This window comes from Duganella sp. GW822-FHT06D06 (assembly GCF_058799615.1).
Genome location: NZ_JBXALQ010000006.1, coordinates 223,657 through 240,121, shown reverse-complemented (window position 1 = coordinate 240,121; position 16,465 = coordinate 223,657). Strand labels below are relative to the sequence as shown.

The 16,465-nt window shown below is 64.6% G+C and carries 14 protein-coding genes; 7 read left to right on the top strand and 7 right to left on the bottom strand.

Features of this window, described 5'->3' with window-relative positions:
* Nucleotides 1-22: 22 nt before the first annotated feature.
* Together senB and selD are read left to right on the top strand one after the other, a co-directional pair.
* Nucleotides 23-1,027: a selenoneine biosynthesis selenosugar synthase SenB gene (gene senB / locus AC1RMD_RS13790; protein WP_492927179.1), complete on the top strand. Its 1,005-nt coding sequence runs from the start codon at nt 23-25 to the stop codon at nt 1,025-1,027.
* Nucleotides 1,024-2,070, top strand: coding sequence for a selenide, water dikinase SelD (gene selD, locus AC1RMD_RS13785; RefSeq protein ID WP_492927178.1), 1,047 nt, complete (start codon nt 1,024-1,026; stop codon nt 2,068-2,070). The genes senB and selD overlap by 4 nt, the downstream gene beginning before the upstream one ends.
* Here selD and AC1RMD_RS13780 read toward each other — a convergent pair whose 3' ends face one another.
* The gene (locus AC1RMD_RS13780; protein ID WP_492927177.1) at nt 2,071-2,730 is read right to left on the bottom strand and encodes a glutathione S-transferase family protein; all 660 of its coding nucleotides are present in this window, start codon (nt 2,728-2,730) and stop codon (nt 2,071-2,073) included. It lies immediately after the preceding gene.
* A 75-nt stretch (nt 2,731-2,805) separates the two neighbouring features.
* Between AC1RMD_RS13780 and AC1RMD_RS13775 the strand changes: the two genes are divergently transcribed.
* A complete protein-coding gene (locus tag AC1RMD_RS13775) occupies nt 2,806-3,684 on the top strand; it encodes a LysR family transcriptional regulator (protein ID WP_492927176.1) in 879 nt (292 codons plus the stop codon).
* A gap of 17 nt (nt 3,685-3,701) precedes the next feature.
* On the opposite strand, the gene AC1RMD_RS13770 is transcribed toward AC1RMD_RS13775, so the two are convergent.
* Both AC1RMD_RS13770 and AC1RMD_RS13765 read right to left on the bottom strand, forming a co-directional pair.
* Nucleotides 3,702-6,713 (bottom strand): heparinase II/III domain-containing protein, encoded by a 3,012-nt coding sequence (locus AC1RMD_RS13770; protein ID WP_492927175.1) that lies wholly within the window; start codon nt 6,711-6,713, stop codon nt 3,702-3,704.
* An 85-nt stretch (nt 6,714-6,798) separates the two neighbouring features.
* Nucleotides 6,799-7,617, bottom strand: coding sequence for an arginase family protein (locus AC1RMD_RS13765; protein ID WP_492927174.1), 819 nt, complete (start codon nt 7,615-7,617; stop codon nt 6,799-6,801).
* Between the two features lie 85 nt (nt 7,618-7,702).
* Here AC1RMD_RS13765 and AC1RMD_RS13760 point away from each other — a divergent pair, with 85 nt between their 5' ends.
* Nucleotides 7,703-8,593 carry a LysR family transcriptional regulator ArgP gene (locus AC1RMD_RS13760; RefSeq protein ID WP_492927173.1) on the top strand — a complete coding sequence of 297 codons (891 nt, stop codon included), beginning with the start codon at nt 7,703-7,705 and terminating at the stop codon, nt 8,591-8,593.
* A gap of 10 nt (nt 8,594-8,603) precedes the next feature.
* Here AC1RMD_RS13760 and AC1RMD_RS13755 read toward each other — a convergent pair whose 3' ends face one another.
* Nucleotides 8,604-9,539, bottom strand: a complete 936-nt coding sequence (locus tag AC1RMD_RS13755) for a cupin-like domain-containing protein (RefSeq protein WP_492927172.1) — start codon at nt 9,537-9,539, stop codon at nt 8,604-8,606.
* Between the two features lie 467 nt (nt 9,540-10,006).
* On the opposite strand from AC1RMD_RS13755, the gene leuA reads away from it, so the two are divergent.
* Both leuA and AC1RMD_RS13745 read left to right on the top strand, forming a co-directional pair.
* Nucleotides 10,007-11,707: a 2-isopropylmalate synthase gene (gene leuA, locus AC1RMD_RS13750; protein ID WP_492927171.1), complete on the top strand. Its 1,701-nt coding sequence runs from the start codon at nt 10,007-10,009 to the stop codon at nt 11,705-11,707.
* A gap of 87 nt (nt 11,708-11,794) precedes the next feature.
* On the top strand, nt 11,795-12,595 hold the full coding sequence (locus tag AC1RMD_RS13745) for an alpha/beta fold hydrolase (protein WP_492927170.1): 801 nt from the start codon (nt 11,795-11,797) through the stop codon (nt 12,593-12,595).
* A 20-nt stretch (nt 12,596-12,615) separates the two neighbouring features.
* On the opposite strand, the gene AC1RMD_RS13740 is transcribed toward AC1RMD_RS13745, so the two are convergent.
* Entirely contained in the window at nt 12,616-13,476 is an 861-nt protein-coding gene (locus AC1RMD_RS13740) for a CE1 family esterase (protein ID WP_492927169.1), read from the bottom strand.
* A gap of 228 nt (nt 13,477-13,704) precedes the next feature.
* Here AC1RMD_RS13740 and AC1RMD_RS13735 point away from each other — a divergent pair, with 228 nt between their 5' ends.
* Entirely contained in the window at nt 13,705-15,252 is a 1,548-nt protein-coding gene (locus tag AC1RMD_RS13735) for a methyl-accepting chemotaxis protein (protein ID WP_492927168.1), read from the top strand.
* Here AC1RMD_RS13735 and AC1RMD_RS13730 read toward each other — a convergent pair.
* Nucleotides 15,227-15,754: a GNAT family N-acetyltransferase gene (locus tag AC1RMD_RS13730; protein WP_492927167.1), complete on the bottom strand. Its 528-nt coding sequence runs from the start codon at nt 15,752-15,754 to the stop codon at nt 15,227-15,229. The two genes, AC1RMD_RS13735 and AC1RMD_RS13730, sit on opposite strands and share 26 nt — an antisense overlap.
* 30 nt (nt 15,755-15,784) lie before the next feature.
* Complete coding sequence (locus tag AC1RMD_RS13725; RefSeq protein ID WP_492927166.1) at nt 15,785-16,456, bottom strand: response regulator; 672 nt, start codon at nt 16,454-16,456, stop codon at nt 15,785-15,787.
* Nucleotides 16,457-16,465 lie beyond the last annotated feature (9 nt).

Sequence of the window (16,465 nt, the reverse complement as noted above, 5' to 3'; positions counted from 1 at the left end):
ACGAATTTTAGCCAAAACACCAGTGAGCGCACCCCATATCTGGATCGTCAGCCCCGCCTCTGCCCGCGCCAACAACGGCAACTGGCAGAGCGCAAGCCGCTGGGCGCGTTTCCTGCGCACCCGCTACCGGGTCTCGATTTCACAACAGTGGCCCGAACCTGGCAAACACCTCGGCGAACACACCGCGCCCGACCTGCTGATCGCGCTGCACGCGCGCCGTTCCGCATCGTCGCTCGACGCGTATGCGCGCGCCTGTCCGCGGCAGCCGTCGATACTGCTGCTGACCGGGACCGACCTGTATCGCGACATCCAGACCGACGCCAGCGCCCAGCAGGCGCTGCGCCAGGCCAGCGCGCTGGTGCTGCTGCAAGCGGCCGGCATGGACGCCCTGCCCGCCCCGCTGCGTGCCAAGGCCAGCGTGATTTTCCAGTCGGCGGCCACGCTGAAGCCGGCGGCGCCCGCCAACAGGCGCCGTCTGGACATCGCCATGATCGGCCACCTGCGCTCCGAAAAAGATCCGCTGACGTTCATGCGCGCGGCGGCGCTGGTCACCGCGCCCAGGGCGCGCCTGGTCCACATCGGCGGCGCGCTGGAGCCGGCGCTGGAACAGGCGGCGCTGGCGACGGCGGCCGCCCATCCGAGGTACCAATGGCTTGGCGCACTGCCCCACGCGGCCACCCGGCAGCGCCTCAAACGCAGCCACCTGATGGCGATCGCCTCGCACATGGAAGGCGGCGCCAACGTCATCATCGAAGCGGTTTGCAGCGGCGTGCCGGTGCTGGCCAGCGACATCAGCGGCAATCGCGGCATGCTGGGCGACGATTATGCCGGCTATTTCCCGGTCGGCGACGCCGCAGCGCTGGCGCGGCTGATCGACCGCGCGCTGGCCGAACCGGACTTCTACGAACAGCTGCGCGCCCAGTGCGATGCGCGACTCCCCTTATTCTCACCGGCGGCCGAGCGGGCAGCATTGCTGGAGTTGGTGGATAATCTGCTGCACAAGGCTAAACAAGGAAAGACAAAATGACTAACGAAACCATCAAACTGACCTCCTTCTCCCACGGCGGCGGCTGCGGCTGCAAGATCGCGCCCGGCGTGCTGTCCGAGATCCTGAAGAATTCGTCCGGTTTCCCGGTGCCGAAGGAGCTGATGGTCGGCATCGAGACCGCCGACGACGCCGCCGTCTACAAGCTCAATGACGAGCAGGCGCTGATCGCCACCACCGATTTCTTCATGCCCATCGTCGACGACGCGTTCGACTTCGGCCGCATCGCCGCCACCAACGCCATCTCCGACGTCTACGCCATGGGCGGCACGCCGATCATGGCGCTGGCCCTGGTTGGCATGCCGATCAACAAACTGCCGCTGGAAACCATCGGCCAGATCATCAAGGGCGGCGAATCGATTTGCGCCGAAGCCGGCATCCCCATCGCCGGCGGCCACACCATCGACTCGGTCGAACCGATCTACGGCCTGGTGGTACTGGGCCTGATCCATCCGTCCAAAGTCAAGCGCAACGCCGACGCCAAGGCCGGCGACGTGCTGATACTGGGCAAACCGCTGGGCGTGGGCGTGCTGTCGGCCGCGCTGAAGAAGGACAAGCTGGACGCCGCCGGCTACCAAGCCATGATCGCCAACACCACCAAGCTCAATAAGCCGGGCAAGGCGCTGTCGGACATGGCGGGCGTGCATGCGCTGACCGACGTCACCGGTTTCGGCCTGCTGGGCCACCTGCTGGAACTGGCGCGCGGCGCCAAGCTGGCGGCGCATCTGGACATGGCCAGGATCCCGCTGCTGCCTGGCGTGGAACAACTGGCGCACGACGGCTACTTCACCGGCGCCTCGGGCCGCAACTGGGACGCCTATGGCAAGGATGTCGACCTGTCGCCATCGGTATCGCAGGCGCAGCACATGCTGCTGACCGATCCGCAGACTTCGGGCGGCCTGCTGGTGTCGTGCGACGCGGCCAGCGTCGACGAAGTGCTGGAGCTGTTCCGCCGCGAAGGCTTCGGCGAAGCCGCCGTCATCGGCCGCATGGCCGAAGGCGCGGCGCGCGTGACGGTGGTCTGATCACCCCGCCATCCGGACCGACAACGCCGCGCCGCGCTTCAACAGGAAGACGCGCAGCAGGTCCGGATAGTTGGCTGGCGCTGCCTGCCGCACCGACGGCCGCGCGGCAAGCGCGGCGCGCCATGCGGCAGTTCGCGGCAGCCCGGCCAGCATGCCGAATTCCGCAATCTCATCGAACACGTCGAAGTAGCGGAACACCGGTCCAAAGACCGCGTCGACCATGCCGAATTGCCCACCCATGAAGTAAGGCCCTTCGCCCAGCGCGGCTTCCACCTGCTCGAAACGTGCATGAATTTCGGCGGCCCTGGCGGCCAGCGCCCGCTCATCGGCGGCGTTATAAAATCCGCCGATCAGATTCAATAGCGCCGAGCCGAACTCCATCCACGAACGCTGCTGCGCGCGCAGCAAGGCGTCCGACGGATGCAGGCGCGGCGCGTGGGTCTCGTCCAGGTACTCGCAGATCACCGCCGATTCGAACAGCGCCGCGCCGCCGGTCAGCAGCACCGGCGTCTTCCCCAGCGGCGACACCGCCAGGAACCAGTCCGGCTTGACCGCCAGATCGATATCGCGCCGCTCGTACGGCACGCCCTTCTCGGCCAACACTATCGCCGCCCGCTGCACATAGGGGCACAGCGGATGGCTGACCAGGACCGTATCCATTTTCACTCCTCCTCTGAACGTCGATGGCGTTAATATACGATTTCGAGCATGCAATGAAAATAGGCGATCACGCAGATGAGCTATGCAAAACAGCAATACCGACTAAACTCCCAGGACCTGGAAATCATCCTCGCGCTGGTGCGCGGCGGCACCCTGGCCGACGCCGGCGAGCGGCTGGCGGTGGATCCCTCCACCGTGTTCCGTTCGGTGCAGCGGATGGAAAAAGGCTTGGGCACGCGCCTGTTCGAACGCTCGCGCCTGGGCTACCAACCGTCGGAACTGGCGCAATCGCTGGCGCGGCATGGTGAACTGGTGGAGGCGCAGCTGGACGCGGCGCGTTCGGCGGCGCTGCTCAGCCCCGAGCAGGTGGCGGGCACGGTACGCATCACCAGCACCGACACGATCCTGCACGCCCTGGTCGCGCCGGCGCTGCGCGATCTGCAGGCCAGCCATCCGCTGCTGTCCTATGAACTGGACACCAGCAACGAACTGGCGAACCTGAGCCGTCACGAGGCCGACATCGCGGTACGCGCCACCAACCGGCCTCCCGCGCACCTGGTCGGCAAACACGTCGGCCCGATCCGCGTGGCGCTGTTCGCCGCGCGCGGCGGAAAATGGAAGAAAGCCAATGCCGGCAAGGCGCCGTGGATCGCGCCGGACGACGCGCTGCCGGAACATCCGTCGGTCATCTGGCGCAAGAAAAATCATCCGAAGGTGACGCCGCAATTCCGCGTCGACAGCATCCTCGGTGTGGCCGAGATGGTGGCGCTGGGACTGGGCGTCGGCATCCTGCCGCTGTTCCTGGCGCGGCAGCGCAACGACCTGGCGCAGCTGGGCGGCGTGCTGGACGAAGCGCAAACCGAGCTATGGCTGCTCACCCACGCCGAATCGCGCCACCTGCGGCGCGTCTCAACGGTGTTCGGCCATCTGTCCCGCAGCATGGCCCTGGATTAAGCCGCGCCGTCGCCGGCTCAATTGATGCTGAGACTGAGCACGCCATCCTTGGAGGTGCGCGGCACCTCGGGGCCGGCGTTCGCCGCCGCACGCAGCACAATCTCCTGTGTCGAAGCTTCGAAGCTTCGGATGTAGGCCGTCAATGGCAGCAAGCCGCCAACCAGTATCGTGCCCTGGTAGTTCGCCGACGACTTCCAGCGCAGTGCAGCGGCCGGCGCCGACGACTTGGCAAACACCACGGTCGTTCCAGCTTCGACCGCGACTGCGGCCGCAGTGCCATCGCTACTGTCCAGCAGTACCGAACTGTTGACCGTCGGATCGGCTTCCGGCCGCTCGTCCTCCACGTGCAACACGTTCAGGAACCATTGATACCTGGCCGATGCGCTCTGATCGGGTCCCGCCGCGATCTCCAGCCGCCACACGCCGAAGTCCGACTGGCTGACCTTGTCGAACTTTTCCTTGGGCGCGAAGTTATACCAGGCAAACTGACCGTTGCCGGTCGCCCGGCGGACGATGAAACGACAGTCGTACGGAGTGGTGGGCGGCACGTCTTCGTTCGTCACCTGCATGCATTGGTTACCCGACTCGCCACCGACCATGCTGATGCTGGCGTTTTTCGGCAGCAGCGGCTCGATCGTCATCATCCCGCCGCCGTTACGCACCAGCAGCGGATAATTGTCGGGCATGGCGGCCAAATTCACCCGGCCGGCGTCGCCGGTGGTCGATGCGACGTGCATCGAGGGCTTGCCTACCGTATGCAGCAATGACGTTGCCGGCAACCCTGCCGTGTGGACGCGATCGAAAACCAGAATCGATGTCTTGCCTCCGCTGGTTTTTGGACGCAGATAGAAAATGCTGCGCAGGAAACCATCCTTCTGGTCCAGCTTGTTTGAATATGCCTTGCTGGCATTGCCGGTGACGAAGGCGTAAGCGACACCCTCTTCGTACTGCGTCACGCCGTCGAGCACGTTGACCCCACCGCGCTGGATCTCGGCCAGCGTCGGATAACGGGTTTGGCCATTTTTGAACCACTGGCCGCCGTCATTGCTGTAGGTGTTCTTGCCATCCGAAAACACTTCGTTGGGATCGAATACGACCAGGCTGTTATGCGCAATCGTCCGGTAGTAGTAGTTGTTCCAATGGGCGCTGCGATACTCATCGTAGATACCGGAGTCGACCAGCAACGGCGCATGCCGAAACACGGAAAAACTGTTCTGGTCCAGATGCTGATGATTCTCGCTGATGAAAGTAGCCGACTTGAAATCCAATAGGGTCGAGTTGGCGTAATCCCAGCTATCGCGCATGAAGACGTTGCCGGCGACGATGTAGTAGCGTGACAACGGCAATGTCGATATTTCAACCGCGTTCGAGCGCGCGCCAGGGAAATACAGCGTGTCCCATAGCAGCTGCCCTGAGCCCCAGGTCCGCGCGGTTTTCACGGATTGCTGGTAAAACCGCGTGCCCGTCCCTTCGCCGCCGGTGGCGGCAGCCAAGCTCATGTAGCCGACATGCGGCATCCCGACCCGCAATTCAAAATTATCGCCGCTGGCAGGGAAAGAGCCATCGCCACGCAGGGCGTAGATAAAGGGCTGGATCACCTTGGGTTCGAACCGGGTCTCGGCGGTCATCGCGGATGTCGTCGGGGTCAGCACCCGCCGCCACATGATCAACCGTTCTATCATCTCGCCGACGGTGGAGTTATAGGAGGACATGGCCTGGTGGCCGCCATCGGCCGAAATATAGTTGCGTGCCGGGATCAGTCCCTGCACGAGATGGGTATAGATGAGGTCTATCATCGGCAGCACGTCTATGCCCTCGGCGCGGCTTTCCTCCTGTATCGCCAGCAGTCCGAGGGCGGTGCCGGTCATCGCGCTGGCATGATGCCCCATGATATAAAAGCGCGAGATATCTGGCACGCCATCGCACTCGAGCCTCGCGGTCGAAGGCTTCAACCTGGCGTTGTTGCCGCAAATCATAGCGATCAGGTCGTCATTGTTTTTGTCCGACGTCTGGTTATCCGCGCGGATGGTCTTGAGGATGTAGGCTCGGATATCGGCGCGCGTTCTGTCGTCGAGATTCGAGTGGAACCAATCGTAGATCACCCCCAGCGCCGCGACACGCGCGTTCATCGACCATTCACCACCAAGCAGATGGTCCTGGATGCCAAAGATGACGCTGACGTACTTGCGTGCGGCCTCCAGGTAAACCGGATCCCCGCTCAGTTTATGGGCCAGCCCCAGCGCCTTGGCTGCTTCGAGAATGGCAATGCGGCCTCCGGTCCCGACATTGCACTCCGGCGCATTGGGATCCTTGACTGGATTGGCGGTGACTATGCACACGTTCTTGATCCGGCCGGCGAGCACGCTGGTATTGGCGAGGAACGAGGTGCGCGCGCTGCTTAGTTCATAGTCTATCTGGTCGAGACCCCAAACCTTGTTGCCGGCGCCATCCTTCACCTCGAGACGCGTGACGCTATCGCCGCGTCGCCCTACAAAGTCGAACCTCTGGCTACCGGGCCGCCAGGTGTAGGTGGGGTCTTTATAGGTAACGGCGTCCACGGAAATGGCACGGTCCGCCGACACTTCGACATGCCGCGCGTCGCTGTCGTAGCTCACCGTGATTGTGACCGGATCGCCAGGCGTGATGTAGACATTGGAGTACGCAAAGTAGCCCCCTCCGGCTTTGATGAGTGCAACCTGTATCCGCATCCGCCCGCCCGATTCTGCTGCGGCATTGTCGACGTGACGGATCATGATCGCGTTGGTGGCCGAACTCACTGTCCCCAGCAGCATTGCATCGTCCGGATCGCCGGCAGCCTTGAGCGCCGCTTTCAGCGTGAATTCTATCTTGCCCTTAACCTGCGGCAGCGGGCCGCCATGGGGCAGCGTTTTCTTGAGTTGTTCAATATCCGCTTGCGTGGCATACAGGCGCGGGTGGTCCTGATTGATACTGCCGGGTAGTGCGATGGCGTTGCAGGATAGTCCAATACCGGCAAGTAAAGCGATGCAGCCAAGTGGGGCGAAGCGCATGAAAGACTCCAGAGGGAACGGAGTCCGATAATATCAAAAAAGGCATCATTGCTAAAATAACAAAACACCTGCGCCACGCGGCACGCTATCGCAGCGCCGTCACCATCGGCGCCAGGGCGGCGATCAGGTGCGCCGGGGACACCGGCTCGCCGCCCTCTTCCCAGGCATTCTGGAACTCCGCGATCTCCAGGCCGATCACTTCGGATTCCGCCAGCACCGTGCAGGCGGTGTGCAAATCCGCCAGCGACAGTCCGCCTTCATGCACATAATCGGTGGGCACGATGCCAGGGTTGAGCACATCGCAATCGAGGTGCATGTAGACGGCACGCCCGCCAACCGCAGCGCGCAGCCGCTCGGCCAGCTCCGGCCCCGGCGCCACATGCGCCACCGCGCCCGATGCGATCAGCCTCAGCTCCGACGGATCGAGAGAGCGCTGCCCCACCAGCACGACATTCGACAGCGCCAGCCCCGCTCCCAAGCCGGAAGCCCACAAGCCCGCAGGCCCGGACAACGCCATGCCGCCCAGGTAGCCGCTGCCGGTGGTGGACGGCGTATTCAGGTCGGCATGCGCGTCGAACCACACCACGCAGGCATCCGGACGATAGCGCGCCACCACCGGCAGGGTCGCCAGCGAGGCGGCGCAGCGGCTGGTCGCGCTCAATGGCTTGGCCCGGCGGGCGAACACCTCGACCAACTGTGCGGCCAACGCATGCAGGGCCGGCATGGCCTGGTTCAATTCCGTTTGCCAGCCCGCGCCGAGCGCCGGCGCCGGTGTGCCGACCACGGTGACGTCAACGCCCAGTTGTTCGGCCAGCATGCGCGCCACCGACTTCGCGCCGGGTATCGCCAGGTTGTTGTGATCCGCCACGCGGCCCTGGAACAGGGTAATCGCCACTTCGCTCATTGACTGTCTCCTTAAAAACAGAGACTGTAGCCGTCCCGCCGCATGCAGTAAAATTAATCAATTTCAGGAATGATAAGAATTTCTTATGCAAGACTACAAACTGTTCGCCGCCCTCACCGCCGTGATCGACACGGGCAGCTTTGAACGCGCGGCGGGAAAGCTGTTCATCACGCCGTCGGCCGTCTCGCAGCGGATCCGCCAGCTGGAAGAGCGCATGGGCCAGACGCTGGTGGTGCGCAGCACGCCGGCCATCGCCACCACGACCGGCATGCGCCTGCTGCGTCACGCGCGCCAGGTCGCCCTGCTCGAACAGGAATTGCAGGACGACTTGCAGGGCGACGACCGCGAACGGCTGGTCGAACTGCCGATCGCCATCAACAACGACTCGCTCCACACCTGGTTCATCCCGGCGGTGACGGAGATCCTGATAGCGGAACGCCTGCTGCTGCAATTGAAGGTGGAGGACGAGGCGCACACGCTGGGCATGCTGAAGAACGGCGATGTGCTGGGCTGCGTGACCAGCGTCGAACATCCCGCCAGCGGCTGCACCAGCACGCGCCTGGGCGAGATGCGCTACCGCTGCATCGCCACGCCGGCCTTCGCCGCGCGCTACTTCCCGCGCGGGTTGGACCGGGAAGCGCTGCTGCGCGCGCCGGCCATCACCTTCGGCAATTCCGACACGCTGCACACCAACTTCCTCGCCAGCCGGTTCGCGGTGGCGTCCGGCGAGTTCCCGTCGATGACCGTGCCCTCGGTGCATAGCCTGCTGCACTGCATACAGGGAGGCCTGGGCTACGGCATCTGCCCCGAACTGCAATGGGAAGAAATGCTGGCGGCCGGCGCGCTGGTCGACCTCATGCCTGCGGACCGGCCAGCGGTCCAGTTGCATTGGCACGCCTGGGAGCTGCAAAGCCCGCGCATCGGCCGCTTCATCAAGCAGATGATCAAACAGGCGCGCACGCGGCTGCCGCAATAGGCCCTGGTGGCTAGTCCGCCGCCTGGCGCAAGGCCGGGTCGCCGTTCAGGGAAAACGGCATGGACCGGGACCAGCGGTTGGAGGACAGCGAGAACGTCAGCGCCCGCACCTGGTGATACCAGCCGGCCGGCACGTACAGCATGTCGCCCGGATTGACGATGACTTCGACCGTGGCGGCCTGGCGCGCCAGCGGGAACTTCTCGAAGTCCGGCGCCTCGGGATCGAACGGCGATCCAAACAGGATGGCGTTGGCCTCGTTCGGATACAGGAATTCGTCGTGATGCGGCGGCGCCAGGAAGATGCGCTTGGTGCCCCAGATCTGCGCGAAGATGTTGTCGTCGTAGTCGCAATGCAGCGGCGTCACCGTGCCTGCGGGGCCGAGCCAGAAACGCGGCGGCCCCATTTTGTCGAAGTAGGTGGGCCAGTGGCACAAGCGGTTCAATTCGCGCAGCTCCAGGTTGCCCAGGTACGGCGGCAGGTCGTGCGCGCCGGAGGCGGACAGCTCCAGGTACTCCAGCATCGACATGTCCTGCATCGCCCGGTCGGGCGCGAACGCGGTGTTGATGTAGTCGCCCACGCGCGCGCGCACCGGCAGGTGGCTGTAGTGATCGCGCAGCGTCTGCGGCGTCAGCCCGGAGAGCGGCCAACGGTCGACCATGCCGGTCATCAGGAACGGCAGGCCTTCGGCGGCCCGCTTGCGGAAGGCGGCGGCGTCGAGCGCCCGCAGGCGCGGCACTTCGGATATCGCCGGCAGCGCGCGGGCGACGCGCTTGATCGCCTCGCGCATCGCCTGGATCGAAGTGACGCCGCGCACCTGCGCATCCTTGCGCTCGCGCGCCTGCTTTTGAGCGGCAGGGTCTGCGGCCCATGCGGACTCCGATTCCTGCCTGGTGGGCGGCAAGCGCGGCGCCCGTGGCGCTTCCGCCGATTTCTTCTCTGTTGACATAGCCCGAACTTAAATTTTTTGCAGGGCGATAGTATAACTGCTCGCTTACCGGGCCGTTCAGATGTCAAAAGTGACACGATGCCATGCATTCATCGCCATAAGGTCAAATTCCCTTGACAGCGACGCCGTCGATCTCGTACATTTAGGGCCATGACCTCGCATCTGCACCTATCCGCTTTCCTGCTGCCGTCTGCTAGCGCCCTATCGCTAGCAGCGCGCCTACTAGCACGCGCTTAATCCGCGTTCCAGCTGTACCCCAGTGCCGGCCATAAGCCGCACCTGTCTACAAATCCCAGGAAAGTTTGCACCGATGTTCCCAGCCTTGTCGCTACTGCTAAAACTACCGATCGGTTGCCGAGCCTAGTATCCCGTGGCCGCACGGCAGCCCCTCGCCACAACAGAGCGCCAACGCCGATTCCTCGGACTGCGGCACACGCATTTCCCCATTTGAGACTCAGGAGCACCCCATGATGTTGAAGAACCCAGCAGCGAAGTACCGCGCCTTCCCACCCGTACAATTGTCCGACCGCCAGTGGCCGAACAACGTGATCTCCAAGCCGCCGATCTGGATGAGCACCGATCTGCGCGACGGCAACCAGGCCCTGATCGAACCGATGAGCGCCGAGAAAAAACTGCGTTTCTTCGAACTGCTGGTCAAGGTCGGCCTCAAGGAAATCGAAGTGGGCTTCCCTTCCGCCTCGCAGACCGACTTCGACTTCGTGCGCAAACTGGTCGAGGAAAACCGCATCCCCGACGACGTCACCATCATCGTGCTGACCCAGTCGCGCGATGAGCTGATCCGCCGCACCGTTGAATCGGCGGTCGGCGCCAAGCGCGCCATCGTCCACCTGTATAACTCGGTGGCGCCGGTGTTCCGCAAGGTCGTCTTCGGCATGTCGCGCGAAGAGATCACCAACATCGCCACCACCGGCACCAAGCTGGTGAAGGAATTGATCAAGCAGCACCCGCAGACCGAATGGGGCTTCGAATACACGCCTGAATCGTTCTCCACCACCGAACTCGATTTCTCCAAGCATATCTGCGACGCCGTCACCGCGATCTGGGAACCGACCCCGCACAACAAGATGATCATCAACCTGCCGTCGACGGTGGAGTGCAGCACCCCCAACGTCTACGCCGACCAGATCGAATGGATGTCGCGCAAGCTGGCGCGCCGCGATTCGCTGATCATCAGCGTCCACCCGCACAACGACCGCGGCACCGCCGTCGCCTCGGCCGAGATGGCCGTAATGGCCGGCGCCGACCGCGTCGAGGGCTGCCTGTTCGGCAATGGCGAACGCACCGGCAACGTCGACCTGGTCACGCTGGCCTTGAACCTGTACACGCAAGGCGTGCATCCGGGCCTGGACTTCTCCGACATCGACGAAGTGCGCAAGTGCGTTGAAGAGTGCAACCAGTTGCCGGTGCACCCGCGCCATCCATACGTGGGCGACCTGGTGTTCACCGCCTTCTCCGGCTCGCACCAGGATGCGATCAAGAAGGGCTTCGCCCAGCAGAAGGAAGGCGCGCTGTGGGAGATCCCTTACTTGCCGATCGACCCGCAGGACCTGGGCCGCAGCTACGACGCCGTCATCCGCGTCAACAGCCAGTCCGGCAAGGGCGGCATGGCTTACTTGCTGGAGCAGGATTACGGCCTGGTGCTGCCGCGCCGCTTGCAGATTGAGTTCAGCCGCGCGGTGCAGGCCGTGGCCGATTCCACCGGCCTGGAGATCACCGCCGAAGGCATCTACGACATCTTCAACCAGGAATACTTCGAGCAGAACTCGCCGTATGCCTACAGCGCGCACAAGATGGTGGAAGACACCAGCAGCGACGAGCCGGTGCAGATCGACATCGCCCTCACCCACCGCAAGGCGCCTCTGGCGCTGCAAGGCGGCGGCAACGGCCCGATCGACGCCTTCGTCAATGCGCTCGGCCTGGACATCAAGCTGATGGACTACCATGAGCATTCGATCGGCTCCGGCGCCAACGCCAAGGCGGCCTGCTATGTCGAACTGCGCCTGGCCAACGGCCCGACGCTGTTCGGCGCCGGCATCGACAGCAATATCGTCACCGCCTCGTTCAAGGCGGTGCTGAGCGCCGTCAACCGCCAGCTCTCGCAGCAGCAAGCCGCGGCGGCACCGGCGGACGCCGACGCCACCGCGTAAAAACAGCACCGGCCAGCAGCCGCCAGAGCCGGATTTTGAAGGGCGCCCCACGAGGGCGCCCTTTCACCATCCATATCCTCCGCAAACATGAACAAATCCGCACTCTCCGCCGCCATCCTCCTGCTGGCAGGCACCGGCGCCCAGGCGACGCCGCCCACCGGCCAGGACGCGCTGGCCGGCGCCCAGGTCAAGGTCGATGTCGGCGGCCGCAAGCTCAATATGTACTGCACCGGCAAGGGCTCGCCCACGGTGCTGTTCGAGGCCGATGGCGGCCGCGCGGGCTGGGATTGGTCGGCCGTGCTGCCGGAAGTGGCCAAGCGCACCCGCGCCTGCGTCTACGACCGCGCCGGCATGGGCGCCAGCGATCCGATCATGCGCGCATCGACGGTCGCCAACGCCAGCAAGGACTTGAACTTCCTGATCAAGAACGCCCGCATGGACGCGCCCTTCGTGCTGGTGGGCGCGGGTTACGGCGCCATGGTGGCGCAGCACTACGCGCTGCGCTCGCGCAGCGCCGTCACCGGCCTGGTGCTGGTGGACGCGATGCACGAGGATGCGCTGCCGGCCGACCGCGCCGCCAGCCTGGATGCGGCGCTGGCCTGCCTGGCGGCGGCGGACGACGGCAAGAGCGTCGCCGCCTGCGCCTATCCGGCCACCGCCATCAACGGCGAGATCGGACCTCGGCTGGCGGCGGCGCAGGCGGCGCAAGTGGCCAAGCCATCCTACTGGCGCGCCCGCGCCTCGGAACTGGACAGCCTGGAAACCAGCGCCGGCCAGATGCGCACCGCGCGCAAGCCCTTCGGCGAGCTGCCGCTGGCCGAAGTTCGGCACGGCGAACCCGCCGCCATCGTCGCCGCGGTGATGGAAGTGCTGGACAAGCAGAAGTAAGTCCGGGCGCGCGGATGCGGCTAGGCTGCCGTGCGCTTCTCCCTGAAAAATTCCCAGGCGGCTTCCGCCACCTCGAAGTCGGCGTTCTGCCGGCCGGTCAGCTTGTTGATGAAATAGGGGTAGCGCTTGCTGCTGCTCGGCTCCGCATGGCCGCCGTTCTCGATCTTGTACAGTCCCACCTGCAGCCCATTGCCCGCTTGGCCCCACATCGTGCGCGTGACTCGCGTCTTGTCCCACTGGTTGCGATGCGGGATCTCAAGCACACTCGGTTCATCGGCAAGGCCAGCCAGTTCGCGCCAGGTCCTGGCACTGTCCTCGATGCTGCTGACCGGGTCCAGGAAACCCAGCACATGAAAGAATTTACCTCCACGGTAAGGCATCAGCGGATCGGCCGTGCTGCCCATGATCAGCGCCGGCAACGCGGCCGTGGGCATGCGCGCCGCGTGCGGCGGCGGCATGCAGGCGAGGACGGTCGAGAATGCGGCCAGCTTGTGCGGAATCTCCACCGCCGCGCGATAGGTCAACAAGCCGCCACGGGAAACGCCGATCAGATAAACGCGGCCGGCGTCCACATCGTAGTCGGCCACCGCCTTGTCGATCAGCGCCGCGATGAAGGCGACGTCGTCCTTCTTCGCCACCTTCTCGGCGCTTGCAAAGCAATCGCTCCAGCCGCCCGCGCCGGCGTCCGGCGCGATCACCACGATATCCTCACGCTCGGCGATCTCCAACCACACCGACAACGGCGACGGCGGAAACGCCTTGCCCATCACCTGCTCCGCCGAAGCGCCGGCGCCATGTACCACGATGACCAGCGGGCGCTTGCCTGCTGACGGCTGGCTCGATCGCGCGAGCAGATAGCGGCGCAATCCATCCGGCCTCAAAAGCGCCTCCCGCGTGGCCTGCGCGCACGGAGCATTAACGGTGGCAGTACCTAGAAACGCGGCCTTCAAGCCCGCGCGTATGCGTCCCAACATGCAGCCTCCTTAGACAATAGTGTCACAATACTATGCGTCGTCCCTCGTGCGCAACAGTCGTCGCCAACCAATTCCGCCGCGCTGCACCATTGTCGATATACTGGCTATTCGCCTGGTGTTCTCATGGAGTCATGCATGAATATCTCGAACCTGAAAATCGGTGTGCGGCTTGGCGTCGCATTTGGTGCGGTGCTGGTGCTGATGGCGGTGCTGATCGGCGTCGGCCTGCAACGGCTAAACAGCATCAGCCAGCTTAATGCGGCCATCATCGACAAGGACTGGGTCAAGGCCGATGCGGCGGCCATGGTCGGCAGCACCACCCGCGCCAACGCGGCGCTGACGCTGGAACTCTTCACCACCACCGACGCGGCGCGCACGGCGGAAATCTACCGCGAGATGGACGTCAACAAAAAGACCATCAGCGCCTCGCTCGAAACCCTGGACACCCTGGTCTACACCGACGACGGCAAGGCACTGCTGAAAACCATCCGCGAGCAGCGCAAGGCCTACGTAGCATCGTTCACGCAAGTGGGCAAGATGCTGGCAGGCGGCCAGCGCGACGAAGCGCAAGCCGCGCTGCGCGCCGACATGCTGCCCAAGCTGGCCAAGGTTCAGGCCAGCATCCGCCAACTGTCGGACCTGCAAAAATCCATCGTCACCTCCAACGGTGAACTGGTCAAGCACGATATCGCGATGGCCAGCCAGATGATGGGATGGCTCGGCATCGTGGCGCTGGCGCTGGGCCTGGCCTTCGCGTGGCGCGTGACGCGCTCGATCACCGACCCGATCGGCCTCGCCCTGACGATGGCGCGCGCCGTGGCCTCCGGCGACCTGACCTGCCGCATCGGCAACAAGCGGCGCGACGAAATGGGCCAGCTGCTGGGGGAACTGGGCAAGATGAACGACAACCTGGCCAGCATCGTCGGCCGCGTGCGCACCGGCACTGGCGCCATCACCACCGCCTCGGCGGAAATCGCCAGCGGGAATATGGACCTGTCCTCGCGCACCGAGCAGCAAGCCAGCTCGCTAGAGGAAACCGCCGCCTCGATGGAAGAACTGACCAGCACCGTCAAGCAGAACGCCGCCAATGCGCAGCAGGCCAACGAGCTGGCGCTGTCGGCGACGCAGGTGGCGCAGCGCGGCGGCGACGTGGTGGCGCAGGTGGTTGGCACCATGAGCTCGATCAACGACTCGTCGCGCCGGATCGTCGACATCATCGGCGTGATCGACGGCATCGCCTTCCAGACCAACATCCTCGCGTTGAACGCGGCGGTGGAAGCGGCGCGCGCAGGCGAACAGGGGCGCGGCTTTGCGGTGGTGGCGTCGGAAGTGCGCAACCTGGCGCAACGCTCGGCCGGCGCGGCCAAGGAAATCAAGACGCTGATCGACGATTCAGTGAACAAGGTGGCGGCCGGAGCGCGCCTGGTCGACCTGGCCGGCAGCACCATGAACGAGGTGCAGGACAGCGTGCGCAAGGTGACCGATATCGTCGCCGAGATCACGCTGGCCAACCGCGAGCAAACCGGCGGTATCGAACAAATCAACATCGCCATCAGCCAGATGGACCACGTGACGCAGCAGAACGCCGCGCTGGTCGAAGAGGCGGCGGCAGCCGCGGCGGCGATGCAGGACCAGGCCGGCCAGCTGAATCAGGTGGTCAGTCAGTTCCGGCTGGCGGCGTGACGGCGAGCGCGCGCGACATCGTGATTTCGTCGTAGAACCGGCCGTCGACGATCATCGAGTCCGGCTCGCGGCCGAACTCGATGAAGCCCAGCGACTCATACAGGCCGACCGCTTCCGCGTTACCGGCGGTGACCGAGATCGTCATGCGCAGCACGCCGTCCAGCGTGGCGGCGCACGCCAGCACCTGCTCCATCAAGCGCCGCCCTATTCCCCGGCCACGGTGCGACTCGGCCACGTACATCGCATATACAAAGGCTTTGTGGCGGACCTTGAGCGCCGTCTCGCGCACCAGGCCGACAATGCCAACCAGTTGGTCGCCGTCGAAAGCGCCGAACACGATACGGCCCGAATCCGGCGCCAGCCGCGCCTCCGTGGTGGCAAGCGGCATATCGCATTCCTCCTCGTAGCTGGAGCCAAAGGCGGAAGCCGATTCGCGCAAGCCCACCAGCCGCAGGGAGCGGAACGCGGGGGCGTCGGATGAAAGCAAACGGCGAATGAACATGGCGCTCCCGGGCTATAAATGAAGCGCCAATTATAGCGGCAGCTCGAAGCGGTAGCCTACGCCGTAGACCGACTGCAGGCATTCGGCGTCCGGCAGCTTGCGGCGGATGTTCTTGATGTGCGAATCGACGGTGCGGTCGCTGATGTCGCGTTGGTCCTGGTGTGCGAAGTCCAGCAGTTGCTGGCGCGTGTAGACCCGGCTTGGATTGTCGATCAACTCGGCCAGCAGGCGGAACTCCAGTGGCGTCAGCGCCAGCGCGGCGCCCTTGTGCAGCACACGCATGCCGGCGCGGTCGATCTGGAACGGCGAGGCGGGTGCAGTCGGCGCCGCCGCTGCCGCCACGCCGCTGCGACGCAGATGCACGCGTACGCGCGCCACCACCTCGCGCGGGCTGAATGGTTTGCAGACGTAGTCGTCGGCGCCGCTGTCCAGGCCCAGCAACCGGTCAATCTCGTCCACCCGTGCGGTCAACATGATGATCGGCAGTTGCGAGAAGGTGCGCACCTCGCGGCACACGCCGATGCCGTCCAGTTCCGGCAGCATCAGGTCCAGCAGCACCAGGTCCATGCCGCCTTTGCGGATAATATCGACCGCGCTGCGGCCGTCGGCGGCGAGCCGGGTTTGCCAGCCAGCGGCGTTCATGTAGTCCGCCAGCAGCGCGGCGATCTTGGTGTCGTCTTCGACGATCAGGATAGTGGGCACGTGATTGTT

Coding starts and splice junctions, on each gene's coding strand:
- AC1RMD_RS13765 (WP_492927174.1), bottom strand. CDS start 7,617: ATGAGCGAAGTGGCGATTACCCTGTTCCAGGGCCGCGTGGCGGATCAC.
- leuA (WP_492927171.1), top strand. CDS start 10,007: ATGATGTTGAAGAACCCAGCAGCGAAGTACCGCGCCTTCCCACCCGTA.
- AC1RMD_RS13745 (WP_492927170.1), top strand. CDS start 11,795: ATGAACAAATCCGCACTCTCCGCCGCCATCCTCCTGCTGGCAGGCACC.
- AC1RMD_RS13755 (WP_492927172.1), bottom strand. CDS start 9,539: ATGTCAACAGAGAAGAAATCGGCGGAAGCGCCACGGGCGCCGCGCTTG.
- AC1RMD_RS13775 (WP_492927176.1), top strand. CDS start 2,806: ATGAGCTATGCAAAACAGCAATACCGACTAAACTCCCAGGACCTGGAA.
- AC1RMD_RS13760 (WP_492927173.1), top strand. CDS start 7,703: ATGCAAGACTACAAACTGTTCGCCGCCCTCACCGCCGTGATCGACACG.
- AC1RMD_RS13735 (WP_492927168.1), top strand. CDS start 13,705: ATGAATATCTCGAACCTGAAAATCGGTGTGCGGCTTGGCGTCGCATTT.
- AC1RMD_RS13780 (WP_492927177.1), bottom strand. CDS start 2,730: ATGGATACGGTCCTGGTCAGCCATCCGCTGTGCCCCTATGTGCAGCGG.
- AC1RMD_RS13730 (WP_492927167.1), bottom strand. CDS start 15,754: ATGTTCATTCGCCGTTTGCTTTCATCCGACGCCCCCGCGTTCCGCTCC.
- selD (WP_492927178.1), top strand. CDS start 1,024: ATGACTAACGAAACCATCAAACTGACCTCCTTCTCCCACGGCGGCGGC.
- AC1RMD_RS13770 (WP_492927175.1), bottom strand. CDS start 6,713: ATGCGCTTCGCCCCACTTGGCTGCATCGCTTTACTTGCCGGTATTGGA.